Annotated in this window: 18 protein-coding genes and 1 tRNA gene; 4 read left to right on the top strand and 15 right to left on the bottom strand. The window is 51.8% G+C overall.

The genetic code is table 11. The features are described 5' to 3' along the window. The first annotated feature begins 164 nt into the window (after positions 1-164). The 3 genes from HQ41_RS06430 (at position 165) to HQ41_RS06420 (ending at position 7,779) form a co-directional block, all read left to right on the top strand. Positions 165-437 (top strand): hypothetical protein, encoded by a 273-nt coding sequence (locus HQ41_RS06430; protein WP_044189478.1) that lies wholly within the window; start codon positions 165-167, stop codon positions 435-437. Between the two features lie 79 nt (positions 438-516). Further along, on the top strand, positions 517-1,860 hold the full coding sequence (locus HQ41_RS06425) for a TIGR00341 family protein (protein ID WP_044189482.1): 1,344 nt from the start codon (positions 517-519) through the stop codon (positions 1,858-1,860). A 189-nt stretch (positions 1,861-2,049) separates the two neighbouring features. Then, complete coding sequence (locus HQ41_RS06420) at positions 2,050-7,779, top strand: alpha-2-macroglobulin family protein (RefSeq protein ID WP_044189475.1); 5,730 nt, start codon at positions 2,050-2,052, stop codon at positions 7,777-7,779. An 89-nt stretch (positions 7,780-7,868) separates the two neighbouring features. Here HQ41_RS06420 and HQ41_RS06415 read toward each other — a convergent pair whose 3' ends face one another. The 14 genes from HQ41_RS06415 to HQ41_RS06350 all read right to left on the bottom strand — a co-directional run bounded on the left by HQ41_RS06415 (position 7,869) and on the right by HQ41_RS06350 (position 23,170). Continuing rightward, complete coding sequence (locus HQ41_RS06415) at positions 7,869-8,783, bottom strand: ribonuclease Z (protein WP_044189473.1); 915 nt, start codon at positions 8,781-8,783, stop codon at positions 7,869-7,871. Between the two features lie 28 nt (positions 8,784-8,811). Beyond that, positions 8,812-9,258 carry a nucleoside deaminase gene (locus HQ41_RS06410; protein ID WP_044189470.1) on the bottom strand — a complete coding sequence of 149 codons (447 nt, stop codon included), beginning with the start codon at positions 9,256-9,258 and terminating at the stop codon, positions 8,812-8,814. Between the two features lie 3 nt (positions 9,259-9,261). Continuing rightward, positions 9,262-9,465, bottom strand: coding sequence for a hypothetical protein (locus HQ41_RS06405; RefSeq protein WP_044189467.1), 204 nt, complete (start codon positions 9,463-9,465; stop codon positions 9,262-9,264). Positions 9,466-9,485: 20 nt separating this feature from the next. Next, positions 9,486-10,859 (bottom strand): YihY/virulence factor BrkB family protein, encoded by a 1,374-nt coding sequence (locus HQ41_RS06400; RefSeq protein WP_044189464.1) that lies wholly within the window; start codon positions 10,857-10,859, stop codon positions 9,486-9,488. A gap of 138 nt (positions 10,860-10,997) precedes the next feature. Continuing rightward, a tRNA-Leu gene (locus HQ41_RS06395) sits at positions 10,998-11,081 on the bottom strand. A 140-nt stretch (positions 11,082-11,221) separates the two neighbouring features. Further along, positions 11,222-13,564, bottom strand: coding sequence for a TonB-dependent siderophore receptor (locus HQ41_RS06390; protein ID WP_044189461.1), 2,343 nt, complete (start codon positions 13,562-13,564; stop codon positions 11,222-11,224). Positions 13,565-14,161: 597 nt separating this feature from the next. Then, entirely contained in the window at positions 14,162-14,953 is a 792-nt protein-coding gene (gene lpxA, locus HQ41_RS06385) for an acyl-ACP--UDP-N-acetylglucosamine O-acyltransferase (protein WP_044189458.1), read from the bottom strand. An 8-nt stretch (positions 14,954-14,961) separates the two neighbouring features. Next, entirely contained in the window at positions 14,962-16,347 is a 1,386-nt protein-coding gene (locus HQ41_RS06380) for a bifunctional UDP-3-O-[3-hydroxymyristoyl] N-acetylglucosamine deacetylase/3-hydroxyacyl-ACP dehydratase (RefSeq protein ID WP_044189455.1), read from the bottom strand. Position 16,348: 1 nt separating this feature from the next. After that, positions 16,349-17,398 carry a UDP-3-O-(3-hydroxymyristoyl)glucosamine N-acyltransferase gene (gene lpxD, locus HQ41_RS06375; RefSeq protein WP_044189452.1) on the bottom strand — a complete coding sequence of 350 codons (1,050 nt, stop codon included), beginning with the start codon at positions 17,396-17,398 and terminating at the stop codon, positions 16,349-16,351. An 11-nt stretch (positions 17,399-17,409) separates the two neighbouring features. Beyond that, positions 17,410-18,246, bottom strand: a complete 837-nt coding sequence (gene pyrF, locus HQ41_RS06370; RefSeq protein ID WP_044189450.1) for an orotidine-5'-phosphate decarboxylase — start codon at positions 18,244-18,246, stop codon at positions 17,410-17,412. Between the two features lie 15 nt (positions 18,247-18,261). Then, complete coding sequence (prfA, locus tag HQ41_RS06365) at positions 18,262-19,350, bottom strand: peptide chain release factor 1 (RefSeq protein WP_044189448.1); 1,089 nt, start codon at positions 19,348-19,350, stop codon at positions 18,262-18,264. 27 nt (positions 19,351-19,377) lie between these two features. Beyond that, positions 19,378-19,791 (bottom strand): hypothetical protein, encoded by a 414-nt coding sequence (locus HQ41_RS06360; RefSeq protein WP_044189445.1) that lies wholly within the window; start codon positions 19,789-19,791, stop codon positions 19,378-19,380. Positions 19,792-19,841: 50 nt separating this feature from the next. Next, positions 19,842-21,005, bottom strand: a complete 1,164-nt coding sequence (locus HQ41_RS06355) for an AIR synthase-related protein (protein ID WP_044189443.1) — start codon at positions 21,003-21,005, stop codon at positions 19,842-19,844. Positions 21,006-21,268: 263 nt separating this feature from the next. After that, positions 21,269-23,170 (bottom strand): T9SS type A sorting domain-containing protein, encoded by a 1,902-nt coding sequence (locus tag HQ41_RS06350; RefSeq protein ID WP_044189441.1) that lies wholly within the window; start codon positions 23,168-23,170, stop codon positions 21,269-21,271. A 10-nt stretch (positions 23,171-23,180) separates the two neighbouring features. On the opposite strand from HQ41_RS06350, the gene HQ41_RS09940 reads away from it, so the two are divergent. After that, positions 23,181-23,306: a hypothetical protein gene (locus HQ41_RS09940; RefSeq protein WP_255327528.1), complete on the top strand. Its 126-nt coding sequence runs from the start codon at positions 23,181-23,183 to the stop codon at positions 23,304-23,306. A 225-nt stretch (positions 23,307-23,531) separates the two neighbouring features. Here HQ41_RS09940 and HQ41_RS06345 read toward each other — a convergent pair whose 3' ends face one another. Beyond that, positions 23,532-24,455 carry a glucosaminidase domain-containing protein gene (locus tag HQ41_RS06345; protein ID WP_044189439.1) on the bottom strand — a complete coding sequence of 308 codons (924 nt, stop codon included), beginning with the start codon at positions 24,453-24,455 and terminating at the stop codon, positions 23,532-23,534. Between the last annotated feature and the right edge of the window lie 693 nt (positions 24,456-25,148).

Here is a 25,148-nt window from a genome sequence, read left to right as displayed (position 1 = left end):
TAGGGGGATAGTATTCAAGGCTCCCAAAGCCGCTCAAACACTCAAAAAACATCGAGAAAGATACAAGAAACTTTGAGCGGCGCATTGCGCAATAGTCTCCTTCTGTGCAGGTACGGGGGTAGAGTGTCGAGCGTATTAATCCCAGAGTATAGAGCTGCACATCTATGGAGGTACGCATTGCTCTACCCGAGCAGGTCGCCCTAAGCTACCACAAGGGGCTAGCCGATAGCTATGCTATCGAGGCCATTTTAGAGGGCAAGACGAGCCAAGGTTGGCTCAAGATCCCGCTACATCAAATAGGGGGTCGCAACCAAATCTCTGCCCACGGGTTAATTAAACAACTAGAGATCGAGGCACTCAAGCTTACATGGCAGGCAGAGGCTCCTAGAGAGCTATGCCTGAGGCAGCTACGCCTGACTCTAGAAGCCAAGAAATAAACCAATATTGATATTTGGAGATATGATAGAAAACAATCCGCAGGGGCAACCTCAGATCGAACCAGCCCCTTCCAGCTTGATGCAACTCATTCGTGGGCGCGTTCGGGATATTTTTGACTTGACCAACGATAAGAGCAACGAGCACTTTACCATAGATGCAATCAAGGAAGATGTGGACTTCCGTGGCTCCAAGATGTGGATCTTGATATTTGCCATTATGATTGCCTCGCTGGGGCTTAACGTCAATTCGACTGCCGTGATTATCGGTGCGATGTTGATTTCCCCTCTGATGGGGCCAATCATTGGCTTCGGATTGGGATTGGGGATCTATGACTTCGAGCTGATTAAGCGTTCGCTCCGTAACCTCGGACTAATGACCCTGATCAGTATCCTTACGGCGACCATGTACTTCCTGCTCTCACCTCTGAGCCAAGCTCAGAGTGAGCTGCTGGCTCGTACGCAGCCCACGATCTACGATGTTTTCATCGCCTTCGTTGGTGGGGCAGCTGGCATTATTGCTAGCAGTACACGCAACAAGGGAAATGTGCTCCCCGGGGTAGCGATCGCTACAGCTCTGATGCCACCGCTCTGTACAGCCGGCTACGGACTCTCACAGGGTAATTTGAGCTTCTTCTTCGGGGCGTTCTATCTGTATCTAATCAATTCGGTGTTCATTGGGCTCTCGACCTTTGTGATGGTGCGTGTGCTCAAATTCCCCTACAAGTCTTTCGTCAATCCCGAGCGTGAACGCAAGATCCGTCGCTTCGTCACGATAATAGCCCTATGTACGATTGCACCAAGTGTCTACTTTGGCGTGATACTCATTCGAGATAGTGTGATGGAAGATGGAGCTAATCGTTTCGTGCTAGAGCAGCTCAATACCTCAACCAATCAGGTAGTTAAGCAGCACTTCATCAATCAGGGAAGTGAGAAGAGACTAGAGGTGGTACTGCTGGGGCAGGAGCTCCCCGAGGAGTATCTCGATAGCATCAGAGGGCGTATGCCTCGCTATGGCCTAGAGAATGTACACTTGGTAGTACGCCAAGGCTTCGGCACGCAAGCCGAGGACGTGGATATGAAAGAACTCAAGAGCGTCTTACTACAAGACTTGTACGACAATTCGGACAAGATTATTCGCCAGCAGAGCAGGCAGATTGACTCACTCAAGGCTTTGCTCAATCGCTATAGTCGCTACTCGGATTTAGCTCCCGATATACAGCAGGAGGCTCGTGACTTATTCCCAGAGCTTGGCAGGCTGAGTTTCGCCCCTAGCTTCTCCAATGGCGTACAGTCCGACTCGCTACTAACGGTCGTCGTAGAGGGAAAGCGTCGCCTTCGACCAGAGGAGGAGGCTCGCCTCAAGGCTTGGCTAAAGAGCCGCACCAAGGTATCTAACCTACACCTCATCTCGGTAGTCCAGTAGCTTCAGAGCACTGTTCATAGACTAAAGGGTTGTGCTATCTGTTGGCACAGCCCTTTAGTATTATCAATCGGAGGGATAATCTGCCTGCCCCTCAGAAGTATATCTAAGAAGGCATTTGCGGAGAAAATGTATCTTTGTTAAGAAATGTATTTGAGTAAAATCGTTGTTGCTTAGGAATCAATATAGAGTATGAAAAGGACTATCGGCTTGGTCTACCTCTGCGTACTGCTCTGTCTGCTAGGATGGATAAGAGTAGATGCCCAGCGCACTGCCCAATATACCACGCAAGCTAGTAAGCTCAAACAAGAGCTTCTTCAGGCCCAAAAGCTCCGTCAGCCCAAAACGGCTCTAGATAAGGCACAGAGCTTGATGCGTCTGGCCGAGCGCAACCGACAGCTATCCGATTTGCTCCTCGCTCTAGTCGCTAGTCGTGATGCCAATAGGAGCATCAGTACCGACCATGATGCGGAGGTATTCGTCCAGCTCGCTCGGGTGGCTCAGCTCAGTTGGCTCAACCCCGAGGAGCGCAGTCTGCTTAGTGCTGTTACACATAGCCTATATGAAGACTATCAATATAGGAGTCGCTACTACACACGGCGCAACCCCATGGAGGAAGGCGAGGAGTACGACGCGATCGACCCACGTCGTTGGTCGGATAGCCTCTATCGGCAGAAGCTAGAAGCCCTCGCTCGGGAAGCTCTCAAGGATCGCCGTGTGCTACATCAGCCGATGCGCCATGAGCTTCCACCGAGTGTGAGTAGAGGTACATCCAAGTGGAACAGTACACTCGGCAGCTATGTGTATCAGCTTCTCGTCTATCGCTCGGGGGAGATCTCTCCCCTCATCTTGGCTAGTTTGCAGGCGTATGTGCAGGATCTGCCGATTGGAGCAGAGCGTCTGCACGCCGACTACTTCCTTCTAGAGCATAAGTATAAGGACGCATCCCATAGAGAGAAAGAACTCTGTCGCCAATTCCTTGATACATACGCTGGCCAGATCGAGGTGATGCAGTATATCACGGATATCAGCCAAAAACTCTATGAGCCGAGCGAGCCACGCCTAGCGGTGGAGCTACTCGATCGTTACCTACAGCGATTTGGCTCTAAGGCGTCGCCCACTCTAGTACGCTCCATTAGGGAGTATCGCTCGGGGTTACTAGTTGCTTCTCTAGACTACGAAGTCGGGACGAACATCGTCACGGGGCATCGAGTGCAGATGCTTCGACTAAATCATACGCTAGTGGATAGCGTTCGCCTCAAGCTCTACCACACACCATCGGTGCTACTTAATCTAGACGAGCAGTACGATCCTCAACAGCTCCACTTAGAGCAGGAGCGCACCATCGCCCTTCTTCCAGACAGCCTATGGGGGAGCCGAAGTGATACGCTACGTCTGGAGCATCGCCACAGAGGATTGTACTATCTACATCTTGAGCCTGTGCGTAGCCCACAAGCCTCCTCTCTGCGCAAAGCCTATCATAGCGATAGATATATTAGGTACTATGTGACGGATCAATTCGTCATCAATCACGAGGCGCAAGGTGGACGAGGAGGGCATCTACAGTGGCTAGATGCCCTCTCGGGACGTCCGCTCTCCGCCCTCGCTGTGCAGATGAAGCTGCGCAAAGGCACAGAGCAGAAGCAAAAGACCGATGAGCAGGGACGTGTACAGTTGCCGAGACCCTTGGACGGACAGTGGTACTCGAGTGTCTTCGTTCGTTCGACGAACCTAGAGGATCCTTTAGGGCTATCGGTCGGTATCAGTCGTGATACAAGAGAGCAAGGTAAGCCGAAAGGACAAGTGGAGGCATTGCTCTCTACCGATCGCCCCGTCTATCGCCCAGCCGATACCCTCCGTCTGTGGGGGTATCTCGCAGAGCAAAAGGCGCACGCAGAGCTAGCACGAGTCTTGCCAGAGGAGAGCATCGAACTAATCCTATACGATGCCAACTCGGAGCGTATCCAATCAATCCATGTGACGACGGATAGCCTTGGGCGATTCGACGGTCAATTTACACTCCCTCGTGAGGCGAAGCTCGGGCGATATCGCATTGTTTGCGAGCGAACGGGGCGGTACATAGCCTCCTCCAACGTCCTTGTAGAGGAGTACCGCAAGCCTACTTTCGAGGTCAAGATGAACAAGGCGGAGCGATTACTTCGCTTGGGGGATAGCATTGACTTGAGTATTCGTGTGGTTGATATGACAGGGCTTCCGCTAGCTTCGGTTCGCCTAGCCCCCAAAGTACAGATTACGGGGCGAGCTTATCAGCCGAGATACGGCTATTTCATCACGATGAGCCGTGAGCAAGAGGAGCTCAATCTGCCCGAATTGGTAACTGATGCAGAGGGGCGTGCCATGCTTCGCTTGCATCTCTCTCGGCTCAAAGCCTTCGACCAACTAGATCGTGCAGTAGAGCTCTACCAATACTATCGAGTAGGTGTGCAGGTCACAGCGACGACGGGCGAGGTGCAGCGTGGCGAAATTCGCTTCTCTATCGGGAAAGATTTACCACAGATTACGGCGAAGCTCCCCCAATACATGGAGGTCAATCAGTCCAAACAAATACTAGAAGTTAGGGTGCAGAACTCCGACTACGAGCCTGTGCCCTACCTCGCCACATACGAGATCCGTAGTCGGCAGAAAGTATGGCTCACAGATACCTGTAGCTCCAATACCGAGCGTAACCTCTCTGGGCAACTGCGTAACCTTCCCTCTGGAGCGTACGACCTCAAGACACGGATCACGCTAGAAGACGGCCGAGAGCTCTCCGACACGACTAGCTTCGTCCTTTACAGATCCAGCGACCGCATCATCGAGGTCAAGGGGGCGCCACTTGTGGCTACTGCGCCAGAGCTGACATATAGTAGCCGTAGACCTCCCCTCATTCACTATGCTTCGGCTCTAGAGGATAGTTATATCTATTACCGCACCGAGATAGACGGCAGGGTAATAGGCTACGGAATGCTTCGCCCTCGCCCATCGTCGCTCAATCAGTTGATGATTGACTTGCCAAGAGAAACGACTGAGCAGGTGCGTGTGTACCTCTATACGGTGCGCTCGGCTCGGCTATACGAACAGACGTTTACCTTCTCTCGTGTGCAACCCGACAAGGAGCTGACTCTAAGCTGGCAGAGCTTTAGAGATCGGCTGAGAGCCGGCAGTAACGAAACTTGGCAGCTACGTGTCTTACACAAGGGCAAACCCGTCCGAGCCTCCATAGCTGCGTGGATGTACGACAGTGCACTAGACGCTGTGATGCCACTTAGATTTACCCAGCTATATGCTCACCCTCTGCTCAGACCATTCTATACCCATGCCTATGGGTTGACAAACGATAGATTTGCGCCTAATGCGGTTGGGCAAATCAACTGGGGCGCAAGCCAAAGCGAGGACTACGATGTGTGGCATCAGTCCTTCGTCCCTCTAGGTAGCATGCAGGAGGAATACGGTGGTGGTAATGCTATGCTACTAGAGCGGTCGGCTGTACCGAAGCAAATGTCGGCAGAGGCTGGTGCGATACGAAGCAAGGAGCTGAGATCTATGATGCTGGCAAAGAGCAGTGATATAACTGATGATGCGACTGAAGCTTCGCCCGTAGAGGGTGGATTGAGGCAAGACTTCGCCGAAACGGCTTTCTTCCGCCCTCGAATGCTCACGGATAAGTCTGGCGAGGTGAGCTGGTCGTTTCAACTCCCCGATAATCTAACCCGCTGGCGTCTGGAACTTGTAGCTCATACGGCAGATATGAATACGGGCTACCATAGAGCCTACATCGAGAGCTATCGAGAGCTGATGCTCAAGCCTTACTTGCCTCGCCTCATTCGCCTAGGAGATAAGCTAAGCCTTGCGGCGCAAGTGCAGAATCTAAGTGATCGAGAGCAAGCAGGTTCTGTACGCCTAGAGCTCTTCCGCCTCCAAGATCAGGCCATTATTCATCAAGATAGTTTACCCCTAAAGGTTGCTCCTTCTCAGACGCAGGATTTTCGCTTCTCGGTTGCGCTAGACCAGTCGCTCGAGCTAGACTCTATCGGCGTGCGTATGATGGCTCACGGCTCTGGCTTCGCCGACGGGGAGCAGCGAGCTCTGCCGATCACCTCGTCTAGAGAGGAGGCGATACGCAGTGAGGCCTTTACGCTACTAACTGCCGAACAGACCAAGGTTGATCTCTCGGAACTCTTTCCCTCGACGGGCTTCATCCCCGATAGCGGTCGGGTTGAGGTACGTGTAGAGAGTAATCCTCTTTTCCTAGCCCTGCAGACTTTGCCGACCCTTGCTCAGGACAATCTCGCCAATGCAATCTCCATCAGTTCGGCGCTTTACGGGCAGGCTTTAGCTAAGGCTGTCGCTCAAACTCCCGGGCTACAGCATTGGCTTTCCGAGCGTCGTGCCGAGATGAGGGACAGTCTGAGGGACGATATAGATAGCCTGCTGAAGCGCCCTCTCTCGACCACACCTTGGGCTAAGGTCATCGCTAGCGAAGATGAGGGTAAACGTTTGGCCTCGCTGGTCGCCTTTTTCGGTACTCTAGGGCAGAGCGATCGGGAGGATCGTCTACTGCGTGAGCTTGCCGAGCTACAGGGGAGCGATGGTCTATGGCCTTGGTTTGCCCGTATGCGTGGCAGTCTGTACACGACAACCTATGTGATGCGTCAGCTGGTACGACTACGCCAGCTCAATCCCAGAGCAGTGGATACTCGACGCACCGAGCTGATGCTCCAGAGAGGGCATCAGGCACTTGACAAGGCTATGGCGGAGTTGATGCAGCAAATCCAAGAGGCCGAGCGTAAATCTAAGCAAATACATGGGCAGATCTCTAGCCTAGAGCTGAACTACCTCTATATTCTAGAGTTGAATAAGCGAGCCAAGTCCGAGACGAATGTTGCCCAGAGGCGATTCTTCCTTGAGCGTCTGCGTCGTGGTGCACACGAGCTGCCGCTATGGGCTAAGCCACAAGCTGCTATTGCCCTCGCTGAGTACGATAGGCCGCTGGCTCTACTCCTCGTGGAGTCCCTGCGTCAGCACTTGAGCGACGCAGAGGTCGGTGCATTCTTCGCTCAGATCAGCACGGGTGGTTATTGGTGGATTAATCGCTCCTATACTATGGTTACGGAGATGATCGAGGCACTACGCCTACTCGCTCCAGAAGACAAGGCTACGCTTCACTCCTTGCAGCAGTGGTTGCTCAACCAGAAGCGCTCGGTTCGCTGGGAGAGTACGACGGCTACGGCGGAGGCTCTATATGCCCTATTCGTTGGCTCTGGTAGTACGGAGCTTCGTGAGCCTAATCGCACGGAGCTGACCCTAAAGCGAGCTGATGGTACAGAGCTAGTCCAATCGGGCGAACGCATTAGGCTCGTCGAAGACTTCGATCGGGCAAGCTATCCTCTAGCTATTGAGGCGAGAGCCCAGCACTCGGGTCAAGTCTGGGGGGCGGCCACTGCACGCTATATGCTCCCAAGCATCGAGGAGCGTGCCTCTGGCAGAGAGCTACAGATCGAGCGACGTCACTACCTCAAAGCCGTGCAGGGAGGACGAGAGAAGCTCATACCACTGGCCACAGGGCAGAGTCTTGCCGTGGGCGATGTGCTGGTCACGAAGCTCATGCTCAAGCTAAGTCGAGAGATGGACTTCGTCGCTCTAAGTGATCCTCGCCTAGGCTGTACCGAACCTCGCCGCCAAACCTCTGGCTATGTGTGGCACTCTGGTGCAGGCTACTACTACGAGCCAAGGGATATGATGACCAATTTCTACTTCGACCGCCTTGGCCGTGGCGAGTATCAGATCGAGTATGAGCAGTATGTCGTGCGCTCTGGCACCTATCAAGTCACATCGGCTTCGGCGCAATCGGTTTATGCCCCCGAATATACTGCGACCTCGGGCTTCGGTGGCACACTAGAGGTCGCTGAATGTAGAGAGTAGGTAGGAAGCTCGCACATACAGAAAGCCCATAGGGGAGTGTTTGACCTCCTCTATGGGCTTATTATTTTGACGAAGCGCCTCTCTGTCTGCTAGAGCTCTAGGCACATACCCTCGTTGGCCGCTTCTGTGCAGGGGAATATCGCCCGTGCCTCTGCGAGCAAATCGTCCGTTGCGTGGTACCGTGCCGAGTAATGGCCTATGAGTAGTCGCTTGGCTTCTGCGCTCTGTGCCATCAGCGCTGCTTCTCTAGCTGTGCTATGTCCCGTTTGGCCAGCTCGTGCCGACTCGCTAGTGAGGAAGGTGGCCTCGTGGTAGAGGAGTGTCACGCCCTTGATCAGTGGAGCGTTATTGGGTAGATAGGACGTATCGGAGCAGTAAGCATAGCTACGTGCCTCACGCCCACGCTTGGTCAGTCGGCTGTTGGGGATTACCTCTCCCGCCTCGCTAACGAAGTCCTCGCCACGCAGGATAGCAGGATACGCAGCTAGTGGAATGCCATAGAAGTCTGCCGAGGCCTTGTCTAGGTGTAGAGGGGTAACCTTCTCTCGAAAGAGATAGCCCTGCGTAGGGGTGCGGTGCTTGAGGGGAATAGTGCTGATTGTCACTGACCTATCCTCCCAGACGGTTTGTCCTTGGCGGGTATCTGTTTCTGTAAGGACTACCCGATACGCCATTTGGTCGCAGAACTGCTCAAGGATTGGCTCAAGGAAACGCTTTAACCCCACAGGGCCTATGATATGTAGGTTGCCCGTGCGCCCAAGCATACCGAGCGAAGAGATTAGCCCCGGAAGGCCGAAGCAGTGATCGCCGTGTAGGTGTGAGATAAAGATGGCGACGAGCTTGCCGAAGTTCAAGCGCTGTAGGCGCATCTGCCTCTGTGCACCCTCTCCACAGTCTATCATGTAGAGCTTGCCTCGTAGCTCTACGACCTGCGAGCTAGGGAGGTGGGCTACGGTGGGCAAGGCTGAGCCACAGCCAAGTATATGTACGTTGAAGTCGGACATTGGGTTTTGTTAGTTGGTTGTATGCCTGCTACCGCTTGCTTCGGAAGAAGCGTTGCATCAGCTCTCTTGCCTGCTCGGCTAGCACGCCAGTGGTCAGACGACAAGACCTCGGGAGAATCTGTGGCGAGAATATGCGGTAGCCGAACTTCTCCTCGCCTGCGCCATAGATCACACGAGATAGTCGCCCCCAGCGGATTGCACCAGCACACATCGGGCAGGGCTCTATGGTCACATACAGCTGGCAACCTACTAGATACTTACTCCCCACTACCTCTGTGGCTGCTGTGATGGCTAGCATCTCGGCGTGTGCCGTGGGGTCGCCTAGCGCCTCTACTCTATTGTGGGCACGAGCAAGCACCCGTCCCCCAGCTACCACGACCGCTCCGATAGGTACCTCGCCCTCGTCGTAGGCCAGCTGTGCCTCCTCGAGGGCGATGCGCATATAGTACTCATCGTCGTAGTGCAACCACTGCATGGCTTATCTCATTTCTTCTTCACTGAAGAGCATTGGGGCGTCCAGCTCAAAACGTTTGATGATCTCCGTCATCATCAGCTCTCTAAGCCAATGGGAGCGGTTGTCTACCCGATACTTCTTGCAGTACTGGTCGAGGGCCTTGAGCTCTCGCTCGTTGAGTTTGACTATGAGCCTATGCGGACGTGCTGGGCGACCTAGTTTCTTCATCGCTCTAGAGGGGTGTCGGATCAGCTGTGTTTGAGGTCACGAAGTAGGATCCCTGCCTGTGGCTGTTCATAGCCTTGGCGAGTAATGAGCATAGCTTCCCATTGGGGGCGATAGTCTTCTTCATTGTCTATACGGAAGTCCTCGAAGCCATGTCGATCTAGCTTCTCTACAAGGTAGCCCACTGAGATGAGCTCTGGGTCTACTGCAGGGTGATAGTAGCCCTCCTCTATGGGGTCGCCATAGCCGATTTCGTTGATCACTCCGATTTCTTCTAGCTTGGCGAGTACTTGCCCGACCAAGCGAAGAGGTATTTGGCATTCGCTAGAGAGGGACTCGGCACGGTAGGGTTTGGCTCCCTCTTGGCCGAATCTCTGTATGATCTTGCTGGCTACAAGGATAGTCACGAAGTCGAAGTAGCGACGTGATGCCTTGAGCGAAGCCTCGCCAAAAGAGAATCGGCGAATGTTTTGTATCGAGTAGCAGAGCTGTGCACCGAAGAGGGTAATCGTCCAAGAGAGCTGCATCCAGAGGAGGAGTAGAGGGAAGGCAGCGAAGCTACCATAGATAGCATTGTATCGTGAGATCCAGAGTACTCCGCTGATGTAGAGCGACTGGAAGATCTGGAAGGCAATACCTGCCAGAGTCCCCGAGATAAGTGCAGGGACGAAGCGTACCCGCACGTTGGGCAGCAACATATAGAGCGCCACTAGTGAGGCGATCGAGAAGATGTAGGGGATCAGGTTGAGCGAAAACTCCATGACCGAGCTGATAATCATCACGTCGGGCGAAACCATATTGCGTACAGCGGTCCCGAGGAGCGTCACGACACTAGAGCCTGTGAGTAGGATCGGTAGTAGGAGGAAGAACCCAAAGTAGTCTAGGATACGCCTAGACCACGGACGGCTATGGGGTGCCTGCCAGATGCTGTTGAGTGCGTCCTCGATAGAGGCAATCAGCATCAAGACGGTGTAGAGCAAAACGATCAGACCGAAGCCGATGAAGAGCCCCCCTTGTACCTGCTCAAGATAGTTCTCGACATAGACAAAGACCTGTGATAGCTGGTCTTCTTGCCCGGGGAAGGCCTCGACAAGTGCATCATGGACTACAGCTTGTAGCCCGAAGCCCTTGGCGATACCTACTATTACGGCCAGCATAGGCACGATGGATAGGACGGTACTATAAGTGAGTGAGGCTGCACGGCTCATCAGATCGTCGAAGATGAAGCTCTTGGTGGCCATGTATAGCACTTTGATGGTGTTGGCAATTAGCCTGAAGGGTTGTGGAATCTCATCAGGGCTTAGACGCCACATATCAAGGGTAATAAAGCGGAAGCTTCTCAAGCCCCATAGGCGCATCTGTCTGATGCTTCGTTTCAACCAATTTTCTTTTGTCATAGACTACAAAGTTAATCAACTCAATCCAAGGGGGCAAAAGTATGGGTAGTAGGGCAATAAGGTTTTCTACGCTGGGGTGTGCGGTCTGGCGGATACGGATAGTAAAAAGCCCCATTCTCCAACGAGAACGAGGCTTAGTACCCGGAGCCGGGATCGAACCGGCACGAACTTGCGTTCATTGGTGTTTGAGACCAACGCGTCTACCAATTCCGCCATCCGGGCAGCGATTGCACCGCAAAGGTAGATAATTATTTCGATTGTGCAAGCTACACGGCATATCGCACGCTCCTAAGTATCTACAAGGGGCTGTGGCTATATCAAATCTTGCCACAGCCCCTTGGGGTACTTACAAGCTACAAATCTTATAGCTTGTAAGAGAGGCCTATGCGGAAGTTGGTAGGCCTATTAGGTACCATTTGGTTGCCTAGAGCCTCTTGGTAGCTCTCCGTGTTCAGCACGTTGTACACATTGGCACTTAGCCTTAGGTTCTGAACGATTTGGTAGGCGATACCAAGGTCAAGTAGCGTATAAGCAGGGAAATGATTCTGTCTGATTCTGCGCTCTCCCTGATAGCTAAACGCATAGTTTAGGCTCAGGCTCTTGAGTAGACCTCTCTGGATTGTGTATTCGCCCAAGCTGTAAGCCTTGTGCTTAGATATACCATCGACGGCAGTTCCGGGCTTGATGATCCCATCGTTCTCGTTCTTTTTACGATACTTGTCGATCTGATTGTCCCCGTATTTGGCGTCGGTATAGCTATAACCAAACGAGAGGTTAAGCCCTTCGATAGGGCTTAGCTTAGCCTCTGCCTCCACTCCTTGCGAGGTGATTTGCCCAATCTGCCCCGTGAGAGAGTACGTTACGTCCTTACCATTGACTTGGCGCACCTCTCTGCCGAGGCCAACGATGGTGTTGTTTTGGAGAATATGATACACCGAGGCCGATAGCTCAAGCCACTTGAGCGGAGTAGCTCTCGTACCTAGCTCTATCTGATAGCCACTACGAGGCTTGAAGAGCCCTACTCCAGCCTTCGGCTCGATCTCGTTGCCACTATTGTCGATATAGATGCGATTGGGTCTAGCGAAGGTGCGATCGGGGTTGAAGTAATTGGCGATAGAGCTGTATAGGCTTAGCTGCTTGATAGGTGTATAGACTAGGCCAAGGCGATAAGTCAGTGCGGTATCGTTGATTTTGTTGGGATAGGTATCCACATCTTGGAACGAATGTTTGCCGTCGGCCACAGCAATATCTCCCGAGGAGCGGTAGCTGTAGAGGTCGTATCTAAGTGCCGTCATAGCTTGTATCTGAGGGCTAAACTCCCAGATATCCTGCACGAAGAAGCCGCTAGAGAACGTATGCGATGGGCTCGCTTTGCTAAACTTGCTCTTGAGCTCTCCCACACCCTTGGGCTCGTATGCCGATACAATCCAAGGCTGCGTAATGCCATACACATCAGGGTCACTGCCCTCTAGATTGTAGCCCTTGTAGGTTACTCGGCGCATATAGCTCACATCGACTCCTGAAGTCAGGTTATGCTTGATGAAGCCTGTATAGAACTTGGCATCGAGGGTTAGCTGGTTCTGGAAGGTCTTGGCGATATGCTCGAAGCGTAATGGGAAGGTAAACTGTACACGGCTTAGATCAATGTATTGCTTCTTACCGCCCTTACCCTTGAAGTAGTGGGCATACTCTGTCTTGTTGCTCGTTACATAGTTGAGCTCCTCGGTGCTGAAGTAGTCGATGTCGTCCCAGTTGGCAGAGGCATGCTCAACCAATTTGATTTGGGGTGTAAACGTGTGTACCCAACGTACAGAGCCGTTTAGATTGCGGTGATACATGAAGTCGGAGCTATTGTTGTAGCGTACACTCCTGTTCTTACGAATGCGCTCCTCCACTTCTCCTGCCTTGAGGTAGAGCTGGTCGCCTTGGGTTGTGTAGACATCTGACGATAGGGTAGGTGGTAGACCGGTTTCGGTACCATAGAAGTCATTGTTGTGGCTCACTCGTATATCTACTTCGTCTTTGCTCCATCTACCGTTGAGTGTCCCATAGAGTTTGAGTGTCTTGTCACCAAGATCTCTCCAACCGTCCTCTTTGCTGTATGTGGCTAGGAATAGACCACTCCAGCCAGCGCCAAGGTAGTTGCCAACCAGAGCTGAGGCACGCATATAGTTCCAGCTTCCATAGTTGAGGCTTGCCTCGATTTCTTTTTGGGCCTTGGCCTTGCGGCGAGAGAGGAGCAGAGCACCCCCTACGGCCGAATGACCTTGTAGCACAGAAGCTGGCCCTTTGAGTAGCTCTAGGCTCTCCACTTCGCTCAGATCCGATAGGGGGTAGGAGTTGAAGGTCGTACGCTCGTCCCTCATACCATCTACCGAGATAGGGGCATAGTCAAATCCTCTTACATTGAGCTGTAGGAACGCACCATAGCTTTTGCCAATCCCACTACCACCACCGATGAAACGGATAGCATCTGTTGGGAGATAGAGATTGCGGTTTTTGAGCTGATTGACCTGTAGGCTGCTGATGCTTAGCGGAAGTTTGTCGAGTGAGACACTACTGCGAGAGAGCTGAGGTTGAGCTCTTAGGTAGTCAGCCACTACCTCCACTTCGTTTAGCCTGTGCGTGGTGATGCTGTCTGCCTGCTCTTGGGCTACAAGTAAACTCGGAGCAACCAAGAGACAAAGGGATAGAATTTTCTTCATCAAAATTGGTGAATTAATTGTTTTGGTTTCGTCTTAAATGTTCATACAAAGGTACATCTTTTATATGCATCGGGCAAGCGGAGGCGAGCTGGGGCATCTCTGTACGGTGCCTCGCCTCTAGATCTCCGTGCCTCAACTATCCGTTAGAGCTATCGGCTACTTTGTATCGGCTCTGTGCATATCCTAGGAAAGCCCTCTAGCACTCAGTGTGGAGAATGTGTATAAGTAGTGGATAACTTGTATATACATCACTCCAAAAATTGAAGGGAAGATTTTTTTAGATTGAAGGAAAGATTTATTAAGGTTTGTCCTACAATCCAAAAGGATTGATGGGTAGAAAATTTGAAGTATGAACCACAGAGGGATCAAGAGACTATAGGTATGGGTTTATTTGATTGATTTTTATTTGTTTATGTGTGGTTCCTTTGTGCCCTTATACCCACTAGCCCAAGGTGGAGTCCGCTTCATCGGCTTGTGTGTAGTCTAGGACAGCTTTGTGGCTTGATGCATCAGCAAATAAAAAAGCACCTACACAGCAGATGTTTCTGTCTGCTGTGTAGGTGCTTCAGCCCTTGGGCTTAGTTGAGAGCTGGGCTACTAGTCCATATTACCACGAATGATACCACGGCTAGAGGCTCGGATAAAGCCGAGGATCTCCTCACGCTCTGGGCATTCGCCTACCTCCTTCTCCACAGTGGCTAGTGCTTCTGTGTTGTTTAGACCACGCTGGTAGATGGTGCGGTAGATATCGTTGATGCAGTATATCTGGTCGTTGCTCATGCCACGGCGCCGTAGACCAACGATATTGATCCCGCAGTAGCATAGCGGTTCACGCCCGACGAGCGTGTAGGGGGGGATATCTTTATTCACTCGAGAGCCACCTTGGATCATCACGTGGCGACCAATACGCACAAACTGGTGTACGAGCGTGCCACCGCTAGCGATCGCATAGTCGTCTATCTCCACCTCGCCTGCCAGCTGAGTAGCATTGCCGATGATGATGTTGTCGCCAAGCACACAGTCGTGTGCCACATGGCTATAAGCCATAAGCAAGCAATTCTTCCCGACAACGGTCTTGCCACGAGATACTGTGCCACGATTGACCGTAACGCATTCGCGTACACGAGTGCCGTCGCCGATGATGGCGATGCTGTCTTCGCCTGCGTATTTGAGATCCTGTGGGATACCGGCGATCACGGCGCCCGGGTGGATCTCGCAGTGTTTACCGATACGAGCTCCGGAGTGAATGACAGCTCCGGAGTGAATAATCGTTCCTTCGCCAATCTCTGTATTAGCCTCTATCACGGCAAAAGGGTGTACTTGAACCCCCTCGGCCAACTTTGCCTCTGGATGAATAGATGCCAGAGGGCTAATAAGTGTATTTGTCATATTGCGAATTACTTATTCTTTACAATCTGAGCCATAAACTCTGCCTCACAAACGAGCGTATCGCCCACGAATGCAAGACCACGCATATTGGCCATACCACGGCGGAGCTCTGTGATTAGACGGAGCTTGAATACGAGTGTATCGCCCGGTACTACCTTTTGGCGGAACTTAACATTGTCTATTTTGAGGAAATAGGTTGAGTAACGGTCGGGTTCGTCCAGCCCATTGAGTACGAGCAAACCACCCACCTGAGCCATCGCCTCAACTTGTAGCACACCGGGCATCACTGGTTCGCTAGGGAAGTGTCCTTGGAAGAATTCTTCATTGGCCGTCAGGTTCTTCACCCCCACGATATAGTCACGTCCAACCTCTATGATCTTATCGACCATCAAGAATGGGTAGCGGTGTGGGAGTAGCTCACGGATGCGATTGACGTCCATCACGGGAGCACGATTGGGGTCGTACGATGGTGCCTGTGACTCGTTTTGCTTGATGTCCTTGCGGATCTTCTGCCCCATCTCATTGTTGATCTTATGTCCCGGGCAGGTTGCGATGATGCGTCCTCGTATTGGGCGGCCAACGAGCGATAGGTCGCCTAGTACATCTAGTAGCTTGTGGCGGGCTGGTTCGTTCGGGTAGATGATAGGGGCATTGTTGATATAGCCAAGCTCTGGAGCGATCTTACGCTCCACTCCCATCAGCTGGCATAGCTTGTCGAGCTCCTCTTGTGGCAAAAGATGATCGTAGATTACTAGAGCGTTATCTAGATCTCCACCCTTGATGAGGTTGCCTGCCATGAGTGCCTCGATCTCTCTGACGAAAACGAAGGTGCGAGATGCTGCAATCTCCGTAGCAAAGTCCTTGAGGTTGTCTAGGGAAGCATATTGGTTGCTCAGTACCTGAGAATCGAAGTGGATATGTACATCTACACCAAACTCCGAGTCGGGGAGTAGCAGCAGACGAGAGCGGCCGTCGGCCGATGTTACCTCTTGGCGTTGCTTGACGATGTAGTACTCACGATCGGCCTCTTGCTCTACGAGGCCGACACGCTCGATCTCCTGAACATAACGGATTGCACTACCGTCTAGAATAGGAAACTCGGGAGCATTGACCTCTATCAGACAGTTGTCTACGCCTAGGGCATAGAGGGCTGCCATGGCATGCTCAATCGTGCTGACGCTTGCATCGCCTTTTTTTAGCACGGTGCCACGCTCAGTCCCCTTGACGAACTCCGATAGGGCTGGGATCTCTGGAGCCCCCTCTAGGTCTACACGACGGATAACCCTCCCCGTATTGATCTCGGCAGGCCTGAAGGTAATCTCGATATTAAGCCCCGTATGTAGCCCCTTCCCCGAGAGGGAGAAGCTACCAGCGAGGGTTTTCTGCTTTTCCATATTATTCTTTGAGTTTGATTATTTCTATTTCTTTCTCTAGTTTACCTAGTCGGCGATACATATCTGGCAGCTTGGGGATAACCACGAAGCTACGCATCGCATCGCCTACCTCCATAGCTGGAGAACCAAAGATCGATCGATCGCTCTTGATATTACCAAGGATACCGGTTTGGCCTCCCATCTGCACTCTGTCGCCGATAGATAGATGACCTGCGATACCCACCTGACCGCCAGCCTGACACCAAGCCCCCATTGTGGACGAACCAGCCATACCAACCTGAGAGGCTAGTACGGTGTGTTCGCCGACTTGGCAGTTGTGTGCGATCTGCACGAGATTGTCGAGCTTCACCCCACGTTTGATGATCGTGCTACCCATAGCCGCTCTGTCAATGCAGGTATTTGCTCCGATTTCGACGTCATCTTCTAGAATAACGTTGCCTAGCTGTGGTATCTTGTGGTAGCCGTCCAGCTGAGGAGCGAAGCCAAATCCGTCCGCTCCTACGACAGCACCTGCATGAATGATGCAACGTTCGCCCACAACCACACCATAGTATAGGGTTGCATTGGGGTAGATGACCGTCCCTGCTCCTACTCTTGTCCCTTCTCCTATGAAAGCATTAGGGTAGATTTGGCAGCCCTCTCCCAGTACGACACCAGACTCCACGATAGCATTCGCCCCGATGTAGCAGTCCGCTCCCACTTGTGCGTCCTGCGCTACCACAGCTCTAGGGTCGATGCCCCTACGGCGAGGTCGAAGCTGGCTCTCGGTAAACTGCATCAGCTGTGCCAGTGCAGCATACGGATCGGCTACACGGATTAGAGATGCCTGTATAGGTTGCTCAGGAGTGAAGCTTTCGCTGACCAAAACAGCCGAAGCTCCAGTCGTATAGACGAAAGGTTTGTATTTGTCGTTGGCTAGAAAGGTCAATTCGCCTTCTTGTGCCGTTTCGATTTTGCCGAAAGCTCTAATTAGTCGGCTGGGATCTCCCTCAACACGGCCTCCTAGCATCTGTGCGATTTGCTGGATCGTGAACTCTAGCTTGTGCGTCATAGTCTAGGATATTAAGCCTCGATGAGCTTATGTTTGATAAGGATCTCGGTCATCTGTCGGCGGAGCTTCTCCGCTTCCTCTGCTGCACGAGAAGCAAAAGCCTCGGTGCTATCGGCGAATATGATGCTACGAGAAGCATTGACAAGTAGACCACACTGGCTGTTGATACCGAACTCGGCCACCTCCTCTAGGCTGCCATTCTGCGAGCCGACACCGGGGACGAGGAGGAAGTGATTGGGGACAATAAGACGAATGCGCTCTAGCATCTGTGCTTTGGTGGCTCCCACTACATACATCAGTTGGTCGGCATCACCCCAAGCGCGGCTACGGCGTAGTACCCGCTCAAAGAGGTATTCGCCCGACTCGTCCTTCATCATCTGGAAGTCTTCGCTACCCTCGTTGGAGGTTAGGGCTAGCAAAATCGTCCATTTGCCCGGATATTTGAGCGTAGGCCTCACGCTATCCTCTCCCATATAAGGCGACACGGTGAGGGCATCTACACGCAAATGCTCAAAGAAACTACGAGCGTACATATCGCCAGTATTGCCAATATCCCCACGTTTGGCGTCGGCGATGATGAACTGGTCGGGGTAATTCTTCTGGATATACTGTACAGTTTTTTCAAATGCCTGAATGCCAAAAGAACCCATGCTCTCGTAGAAAGCTAAGTTAGGCTTATAGGCAACACAGAGATGAGCCGTGGCGTCTATGATGCGCTTGTTGAAGGCGAAGATCGGATCATCGTCCTCGAGCAGATGCTGCGGGATTTTGCGAATATCTGTGTCTAGTCCTATACAGAGGAAGGATCGCTTGCGCTGGATATTCTCGAATAATTGTTCTCTTGTCATACGGATATTATGGTGTTAGAGGGCTGCTTCTTTCATGCGCTCGATATTCTCGGCGATGATCAGTTCGTCAATGATTGGCTGAACTTCTCCATTCATGATGGCAGCTAGGTTATAGAGTGTTAGGTTAATGCGGTGGTCGGTGACACGGCCTTGAGGATAGTTGTAGGTGCGGATCTTGGCAGAGCGGTCGCCAGTAGACACCATCGTCTTGCGTTTGGCAGCAATAGCCTCATTGTGCTTGGTGACCTCCATATCGTAGAGCTTGGTACGGAGCATCTGCATCGCTAGCTCTCGGTTGGCTAGCTGCGTACGAGCCTGCTGACAGACCACTACGATCCCTGTGGGCTTGTGGGTAAGCTGTACCTTCGTTTCTACCTTATTGACGTTCTGGCCACCTGCTCCACCCGAGCGAGCTGTGTGGAACTCAATATCCGCAGGGTTCAGCACGACGTCTACCTCCTCCGCCTCCGGTAGTACAGCTACCGATGCAGCTGAGGTGTGTACACGCCCCTGAGTTTCGGTCGCAGGCACACGCTGCACACGATGTACACCACTCTCATACTTGAGGATCCCGTACACGCCCTCGCCGGTTACTGTGAATACGATTTCCTTGTATCCACCAGCCGTTCCCTCCGACATGCTCGTTACTTCTGTGCGCCAGCCACGCCCCTCGCAGTAGCGTACATACATCTTATATAGGTCGCCTGCGAAGATGGCAGCTTCGTCGCCACCAGTACCGCCACGTATCTCCATGACGACGTTCTTCTCGTCCTCGGGATCTGCGGGGATAAGCAGTAGTTTGATTTCTTCTTCGAGAGATGGGATACGTTCCTCGGCCTCTTGCATCATCTCACGAGCCATAGCTCTGAGCTCTTGATCGCTCTCACTCTCGAGCGTTTCCCGCCCTTCTTGGATATTACCAAGTAGGTTGCGGTATTCTTTGCCTTTCTCCAGAATACGCTCTAGATCACGATACTCTTTGCTGAGCTTCATGAAGCGTTTCTGGTCGGCGATAATATCGGGTGCAGTAATCAGGGTGGATACTTCCTCGAAGCGGATCTCCAGCCCCTCTATTCTGCTTAGCAAATCATTGTCTGTTGCCATTTATTTTGTTTAATCGTATTTCTTGAATCAGTGAGCCTTCTGCCTCGGGCGGCGTACCACTTCCACGCCCCAGAGCAAGGCGTTTAGTAGCAAAATCAATCCGCAGCAGAGTGGCCAGAGAGCACTTGCCCAGTCTGAGAGGGTTCCCTTAGACAAGTCGGCAGAGATTGGTAAGGAGTAGTACACTAGGGCAGCACCTATAGATAGGAGCAGCGCAATGGAGATGTACTGCCCTGAGAGGGGGAGCTTCCTCAAGATACAGCGTAGTGAGTCGGCACTTGGGTAAAAAGCCCTATACACCATATTAGAAACCACCAAGAATATCAAAAACGCCCCGATGACATCTCCAGCGACGGGGAAGTAACGATAGAGCATCGTCTGGCTTAGGAGGAATAGTAGTAGAGTCACTAGCAGTAACTTCTCTAAGAGTCTGACTTTCATTGCGTAGTCAATATTATAGAGTAATGAGATTCTTCACCTCTCTACCAAGCCTAGTACTCTAGGTCGCCGTAGGGCGAGCGAATGAGTAGGCTATTCGTTTCGGCATCTTCTACCCGACCGATGACTTGCGCTGGTACACCGAAGCTTTCGCTGATAGCGATGATGTGCTGGGCGTCCTCGGGCGAAACATACAACTCCATACGGTGCCCCATGTTGAAGACCTTGTACATCTCCTTGGCAGGCGTACCACTCTCTTTGTGGATCAGGTCGAAGAGTGGAGGTACGGGGAATAGATTATCCTTGATGACACGCTTATTCTTGACGAAGTGCATCACCTTGGTCTGAGCTCCTCCCGAGCAGTGAACCATACCATGTACACGCTCACGCATCTCGTCTAGCACCTTCTTGATGATCGGTGCGTAGGTGCGTGTCGGTGATAGAATGAGGCGACCTGCATCTAGTGGTGCTCCCTCTACTGGCGAGGTCAAGGCTCGGCTACCACTATAGACGAGTTCCGCTGGTACTGCTGCATCATAGCTCTCGGGATATTTGCTCGCTAGCGAATGCTCCAGCACATCGTGGCGAGCAGAGGTAAGGCCATTGCTCCCCATGCCGCCATTGTACTCACGCTCGTAGCTAGCTTGTCCGTAAGAGGCTAAGCCGACAATCACATCGCCGCCCTTGATATTGGCATTGTCGATGACGTCGCTACGCTTCATACGGCAGGTAACAGTACTGTCTACGATGATGGTGCGTACCAAGTCGCCTACATCTGCTGTTTCTCCTCCTGTCGAGTAGGCACGCACGCCCTGCTCTCTGAGCTCGGCCAATAGTTCCTCGGTCCCGTTGATAATGGCGGAGATTACTTCTCCGGGGATTAGGTGCTTGTTGCGTCCGATGGTCGAGGATACGAGGATATTGTCCGTGGCACCCACGCAGAGTAGGTCGTCAATATTCATGATGAGCGCATCTTGTGCGATGCCTCGCCACACCGATAGATCTCCCGTTTCGCGCCAATACATGTAGGCGAGTGAACTCTTGGTACCAGCTCCATCGGCATGCATGATGTTGCAGTACTCGGGGTCTCCTCCGAGAATGTCGGGGATAATCTTGCAGAAAGCCGAGGGATACAAACCCTTGTCCACATTTTTGATGGCGTTGTGCACGTCCTCTTTGGAGGCCGAGACGCCACGCTGCATATATCGTTCGTTCATAGAGTTTTTACTCTTGCTTATTTGCTATTGGTGTATGATACTTACGTGCTCTGTACCTGTCCTATTGGCGGAGCAAGTAATCGAAGCTGTACTGACCCAACGAGAGGCCTAAGCATCCTAGTTTTGCGCAAAAATACAAATAATTAGCCCGCCCCCCAAACTGCTAGTTCCCTGCTGCTGATGCCTCGTGGCGGCACAAAACGATAGGGCGGAGCTCTGCATTGGCAAGAGCTCCGCCCTATATGATATATGCGTTGTCTAACTTACTTGACTAGGACCTTGTGGGTGCGATCTGCGATCCGCAGCATATAGATGCCTTTGGGTAGAGTATCTACCGCCATAGTTACGATGTCGCCCTGTGAGATGAACGAGCGAACGAGTACACCTCTAGTGTCAAATAGCTGAATGCTGAGCCCCGCAGGTACTCCCTCTACCTTGAGTACATCCGTCGTTGGGTTGGGGTAGATATTTAGGCTTGCACTACCGAGCTGCTCAATAGCTTTGGATTTAATCCCTTCGTAAGGGGAAATCTGGTAGTCGCTGTCGATGGCTCTTACTTTCCAATTCTTCTTTACAGCGATAGCAACGTCCGTATCTAGGCACTTGTTGAGCTCTGGATTTCCGTCCTTATTGACTACGATAATGAGGGCTTCCTCTGGGGCTCCATCTTCGTGGCTTCTGCGAAATCTGGGCAGGCTCGCCATGAGCTCAGTCATGTTGGCGTCCTTGATTTCGTTGTCGAAGATGACTGCGTGGAATAGGCTAGGAGAGGTAAACTTGAGAGCCTTGAGGTAATTGCCTTGTAGCTGTACATCTCTGAGCTTGTGGTTTTGACTCAGGTCGATGGAGCGGATACCGCAGTCTGCTGCAATGAGTATCTCTAGCTTGGGGAGCTGCGATACATCGAGCTTAGACCACTTATTGCCCGTACAGTTGAGTTCACGTAGCTTGGTTAGCTTGCTTAGGTCTGGCATAGCGACGCCTGTACGCTGGCAGAATAGGGACTCTACGTTCTCTGCTTTGGAGAGGTCTATGCTGTTGCCGAGCTTGATGTCGCCAGCATACAGGTGGCGCAGTTTGCTGATGTCGCCGAAGATTACCTTAGATAGATAAGCATTGTCCTCTATGTTGAGGGTCTCTAGCTCTGGGTTTTTGCTCACATCAACATAGGTGATCTCTGCACTGCTACAGTCGAAGCTCTTGACCTTCCCTCTGATGATCAAGCTCTGGGAGCTAATCTTGTAGTAGCGCTTGCCGTTGGCTGTCGTAGTATACTCGCCACCCTCAACCTCAAACTCCTCAAGTTCGTGGGCCTCGATGCCTAGAGGAATATAATTGTCGCCTTGGCCGATGGTGAGTCGTGTCTTGATATGGATCTCTTCGCTAGAGAGCTGGTTGGGCTTGTAGTCGTGGCCGGGGTAGCCTTCGTTTGTAGCATCACGTACGATCCAATTGACGGCCTTGGCATCACGTACATTCTTGGCGCTACACTTGTTTTGGTCCTTGGCACTTGGGTGCAGGTCAATGACGAATAGATATCCATTGTCCTCTCCACCGGGCTTGGGTGTTAGGGTCTTGATCATTCGGTCGAAGCCATCTGGCTCGAATAGGTTGCTTTGCATCTGTACCCAGTAGAGGGCAGAGCAACCAGTTAGGTCGAGCTCCTTGAGCTGATTGCCTGCAAGGGCTAGGATTTCTAGTTTGCTACAACCCTTGACGTTGATCTCTTTGAGTTGAGCGTTGCTGAGGGCAAGCTTCTGCAGATTGGGGCAAGCCGAGAAGTCTGCCTTGTCGATTTGCCCTGCTTGTTGAGGCCTGGGCTCCGAGAAGAAAGACTCTAGATTGGGGGCACGCACGATCTCTACCCCAGAGAGCTTGAAGAATGTAGCATTAATGAGCTTTATATTCCCCGTGATAGTAACCTCGGGTTTGAGGAGCTTGTACCTTACCTTCTTAATTTGAGTCTTTTGGTCCTCCTCCAAGATGTCTACCAACTCTAGAGCTTGAGGATCGACCTCGGCACCATAGTTGAGCTCTAGGGTAACGAAAAAGCCAGTCTTGTGACCCGACTTGAGGACGACTCTGTCCGGCTCTTGTCCCTGTGCCACGGTTATCCCAATGAGGGATAATAGGGCGAATAGCACAAACGTAAATACTTTCTTCATTGCTGTTTGTATGTTTAGAGTGAAACGTGCAAGGACTTCTTACTTACTCATATCCATCTCCTCCACCTCGGCTGAGGCTCACGAGGCTGTATTCGTGAGCTTCGTCCTATGCAGATACCTAGAGAAGGTGACATAGTAAACTCGCTGTGAGCAAAGATAGAAAAAGTTCTTGTGTTTTCTTTCTTGGCTCAATGCGGTCGTGTATATTAAAATTTCGCTGTTTTCTACGTGTGTATTTATGCGAAAATTGGTGCTTGTCTGTGATTAATTGCCGAAGTCGATGTGTCGAAGAGGGATTTCGATACATCGACTTCGGTGGTCAATTGCAAATCTGACTTTTGGGGAATAGGCTTGAGGGGTACTAGCGCAAACGTAGTACTTCTCCCTCTACGGGGACGTAGTCTTCGTCCTTGTCGTTGAGGTTGTACAGTGACTTTAGCTTGATGCCGTATAGCTGTGCAATGCTGTGCATAGAGTCCCCTATACGTATAATATGGGTGGTGTGCTCGGCAGTAGCCTTGCGATGCTTGTTTTGTAGATAGACGACCTCGCCCTCTTGTAGAGGATAGTCTAGTGGAGCATCATTGTAGCGGGCTAGCTTCTTAGCAGAGATACCCATATCCTCGGCGACCTTGTCGAAGCTGTCCCCTTGGTCGGCCAAGACATAGAGTAGGCCGTAGCTCACATAGCTTGGGCGCATGGGCTTGTCGTAGCTAACCTCCTTTTTGGCTCGTCTGTTGGCTTTGCTCGAGGTATTGGTCGTTTCGTTACGCATCCAAGAGGGTAGCCTGCCTCGGTCTAGGGCATAGAGCTCGTAGTCGTCGATGATTTTGATGAGCTTATTGGCATAGCCCTTGTTTGTAGCATAGCCTGCTTGTTGTAGCCCCCTTGCCCAGCCTTGATAGTCGTCGTATCTGAGGGTAAAAAGACGGCGATAGCGTGGCGCCTTGAGAAACTGTGAGTGATCCTCGTACGACTCTTGCCAACTGCGGTAGCTACGAAAGCATTCGTCGGGGAGATCGTCGGTGCGGAAGGTACGCTTGCCCTGCCACGATCTGTGGCACTTAATCCCAAAGTGGTTGTGGTGCTCACGAGCAAGTGTGCTCTGGCCTGCCCCCGTTTCGAGTAGCCCTTGCGCCATCTTGATGCTTGCTGGGATCTGGTGTCGCTCCATCTGCTTGAGCGCCTCGGTGTAGTGCTTGCGCACATAGGCCTCGAAATTGGAGTTGCGTATACTAGATGCAGCACCGAGTGCCATACACCCAAGCCCAAGCATCACGATCATATAGTAAATTATGTAGGCAGAACAACCTGCTTTTATCAAATTCATTTCCTTAAATTTTTTTAAGTTTCCCACAAAAATACAAAATAATAGCACTCAGAGTCTATAAGAGCTTGCGGAGATGGGCGATTGCCTCTAGATTGTGCTACCTCGTTGTGTGATGATAGCGGTACGGAGCGGGTAAGCTGCAATTATCCAGTGCCTTTCCTCTGCTTCGCTAGGTTGGTATAGTACACAGTTTTGTCCTAGATATGTCTATTAGCCCCTCCCAAAACGATCAGCCTCTACCTCATATTGTACTTAGTTTGCAGCCAAGCAAGGGGTGTCTGTATGCTCGATTGTCTGCTTTTTAGTTAAATAATGTGAATTTATTATTGAGGAATTTTATGGAACTGCGTCTGGATTTGTAAAGTTCTGTGTGGCCTTAGCGGAGAATTGATGGGAAGATCTATTCGGATTGGTGGGTTCATACGCCGAAGAGTGCCCACTGACCCGAGCAGGTTGATGGGAAGAAATCTAGTTAAAAGTAGAACTACTGCGTCAGATGATTGCATTGGTAGATATAAGTATCTGATCAATAGGATTATATGAGAGCCGCTTTTTAAGCGGCTATTTTTGCTCCGCTAGGGGTAGGGTGCTCAAGCTAGGGTGAACGCAACCTAGAGCCTGCTAGGGGGCAAATACGCAGTCTGCCGT

Source organism: Porphyromonas sp. COT-290 OH860, from assembly GCF_000768935.1.
Taxonomy (GTDB): Bacteria; Bacteroidota; Bacteroidia; order Bacteroidales; family Porphyromonadaceae; genus Porphyromonas.
The sequence above is the reverse complement of the archived record's forward strand: the minus strand, read 5'-3'. Positions and strand labels throughout refer to the sequence as shown.

Bases quoted from the DNA above. Each gene is read 5' to 3' on its own strand.
- HQ41_RS06430 (WP_044189478.1), top strand. From the start codon at position 165: ATGGAGGTACGCATTGCTCTACCCGAGCAGGTCGCCCTAAGCTACCAC.
- HQ41_RS06425 (WP_044189482.1), top strand. From the start codon at position 517: ATGCAACTCATTCGTGGGCGCGTTCGGGATATTTTTGACTTGACCAAC.
- HQ41_RS06420 (WP_044189475.1), top strand. From the start codon at position 2,050: ATGAAAAGGACTATCGGCTTGGTCTACCTCTGCGTACTGCTCTGTCTG.
- HQ41_RS06415 (WP_044189473.1), bottom strand. From the start codon at position 8,783: ATGTCCGACTTCAACGTACATATACTTGGCTGTGGCTCAGCCTTGCCC.
- HQ41_RS06410 (WP_044189470.1), bottom strand. From the start codon at position 9,258: ATGCAGTGGTTGCACTACGACGATGAGTACTATATGCGCATCGCCCTC.
- HQ41_RS06405 (WP_044189467.1), bottom strand. From the start codon at position 9,465: ATGAAGAAACTAGGTCGCCCAGCACGTCCGCATAGGCTCATAGTCAAA.
- HQ41_RS06400 (WP_044189464.1), bottom strand. From the start codon at position 10,859: ATGACAAAAGAAAATTGGTTGAAACGAAGCATCAGACAGATGCGCCTA.
- HQ41_RS06390 (WP_044189461.1), bottom strand. From the start codon at position 13,564: ATGAAGAAAATTCTATCCCTTTGTCTCTTGGTTGCTCCGAGTTTACTT.
- lpxA (WP_044189458.1), bottom strand. From the start codon at position 14,953: ATGACAAATACACTTATTAGCCCTCTGGCATCTATTCATCCAGAGGCA.
- HQ41_RS06380 (WP_044189455.1), bottom strand. From the start codon at position 16,347: ATGGAAAAGCAGAAAACCCTCGCTGGTAGCTTCTCCCTCTCGGGGAAG.
- lpxD (WP_044189452.1), bottom strand. From the start codon at position 17,398: ATGACGCACAAGCTAGAGTTCACGATCCAGCAAATCGCACAGATGCTA.
- pyrF (WP_044189450.1), bottom strand. From the start codon at position 18,246: ATGACAAGAGAACAATTATTCGAGAATATCCAGCGCAAGCGATCCTTC.
- prfA (WP_044189448.1), bottom strand. From the start codon at position 19,350: ATGGCAACAGACAATGATTTGCTAAGCAGAATAGAGGGGCTGGAGATC.
- HQ41_RS06360 (WP_044189445.1), bottom strand. From the start codon at position 19,791: ATGAAAGTCAGACTCTTAGAGAAGTTACTGCTAGTGACTCTACTACTA.
- HQ41_RS06355 (WP_044189443.1), bottom strand. From the start codon at position 21,005: ATGAACGAACGATATATGCAGCGTGGCGTCTCGGCCTCCAAAGAGGAC.
- HQ41_RS06350 (WP_044189441.1), bottom strand. From the start codon at position 23,170: ATGAAGAAAGTATTTACGTTTGTGCTATTCGCCCTATTATCCCTCATT.
- HQ41_RS09940 (WP_255327528.1), top strand. From the start codon at position 23,181: ATGTTTAGAGTGAAACGTGCAAGGACTTCTTACTTACTCATATCCATC.
- HQ41_RS06345 (WP_044189439.1), bottom strand. From the start codon at position 24,455: ATGATCGTGATGCTTGGGCTTGGGTGTATGGCACTCGGTGCTGCATCT.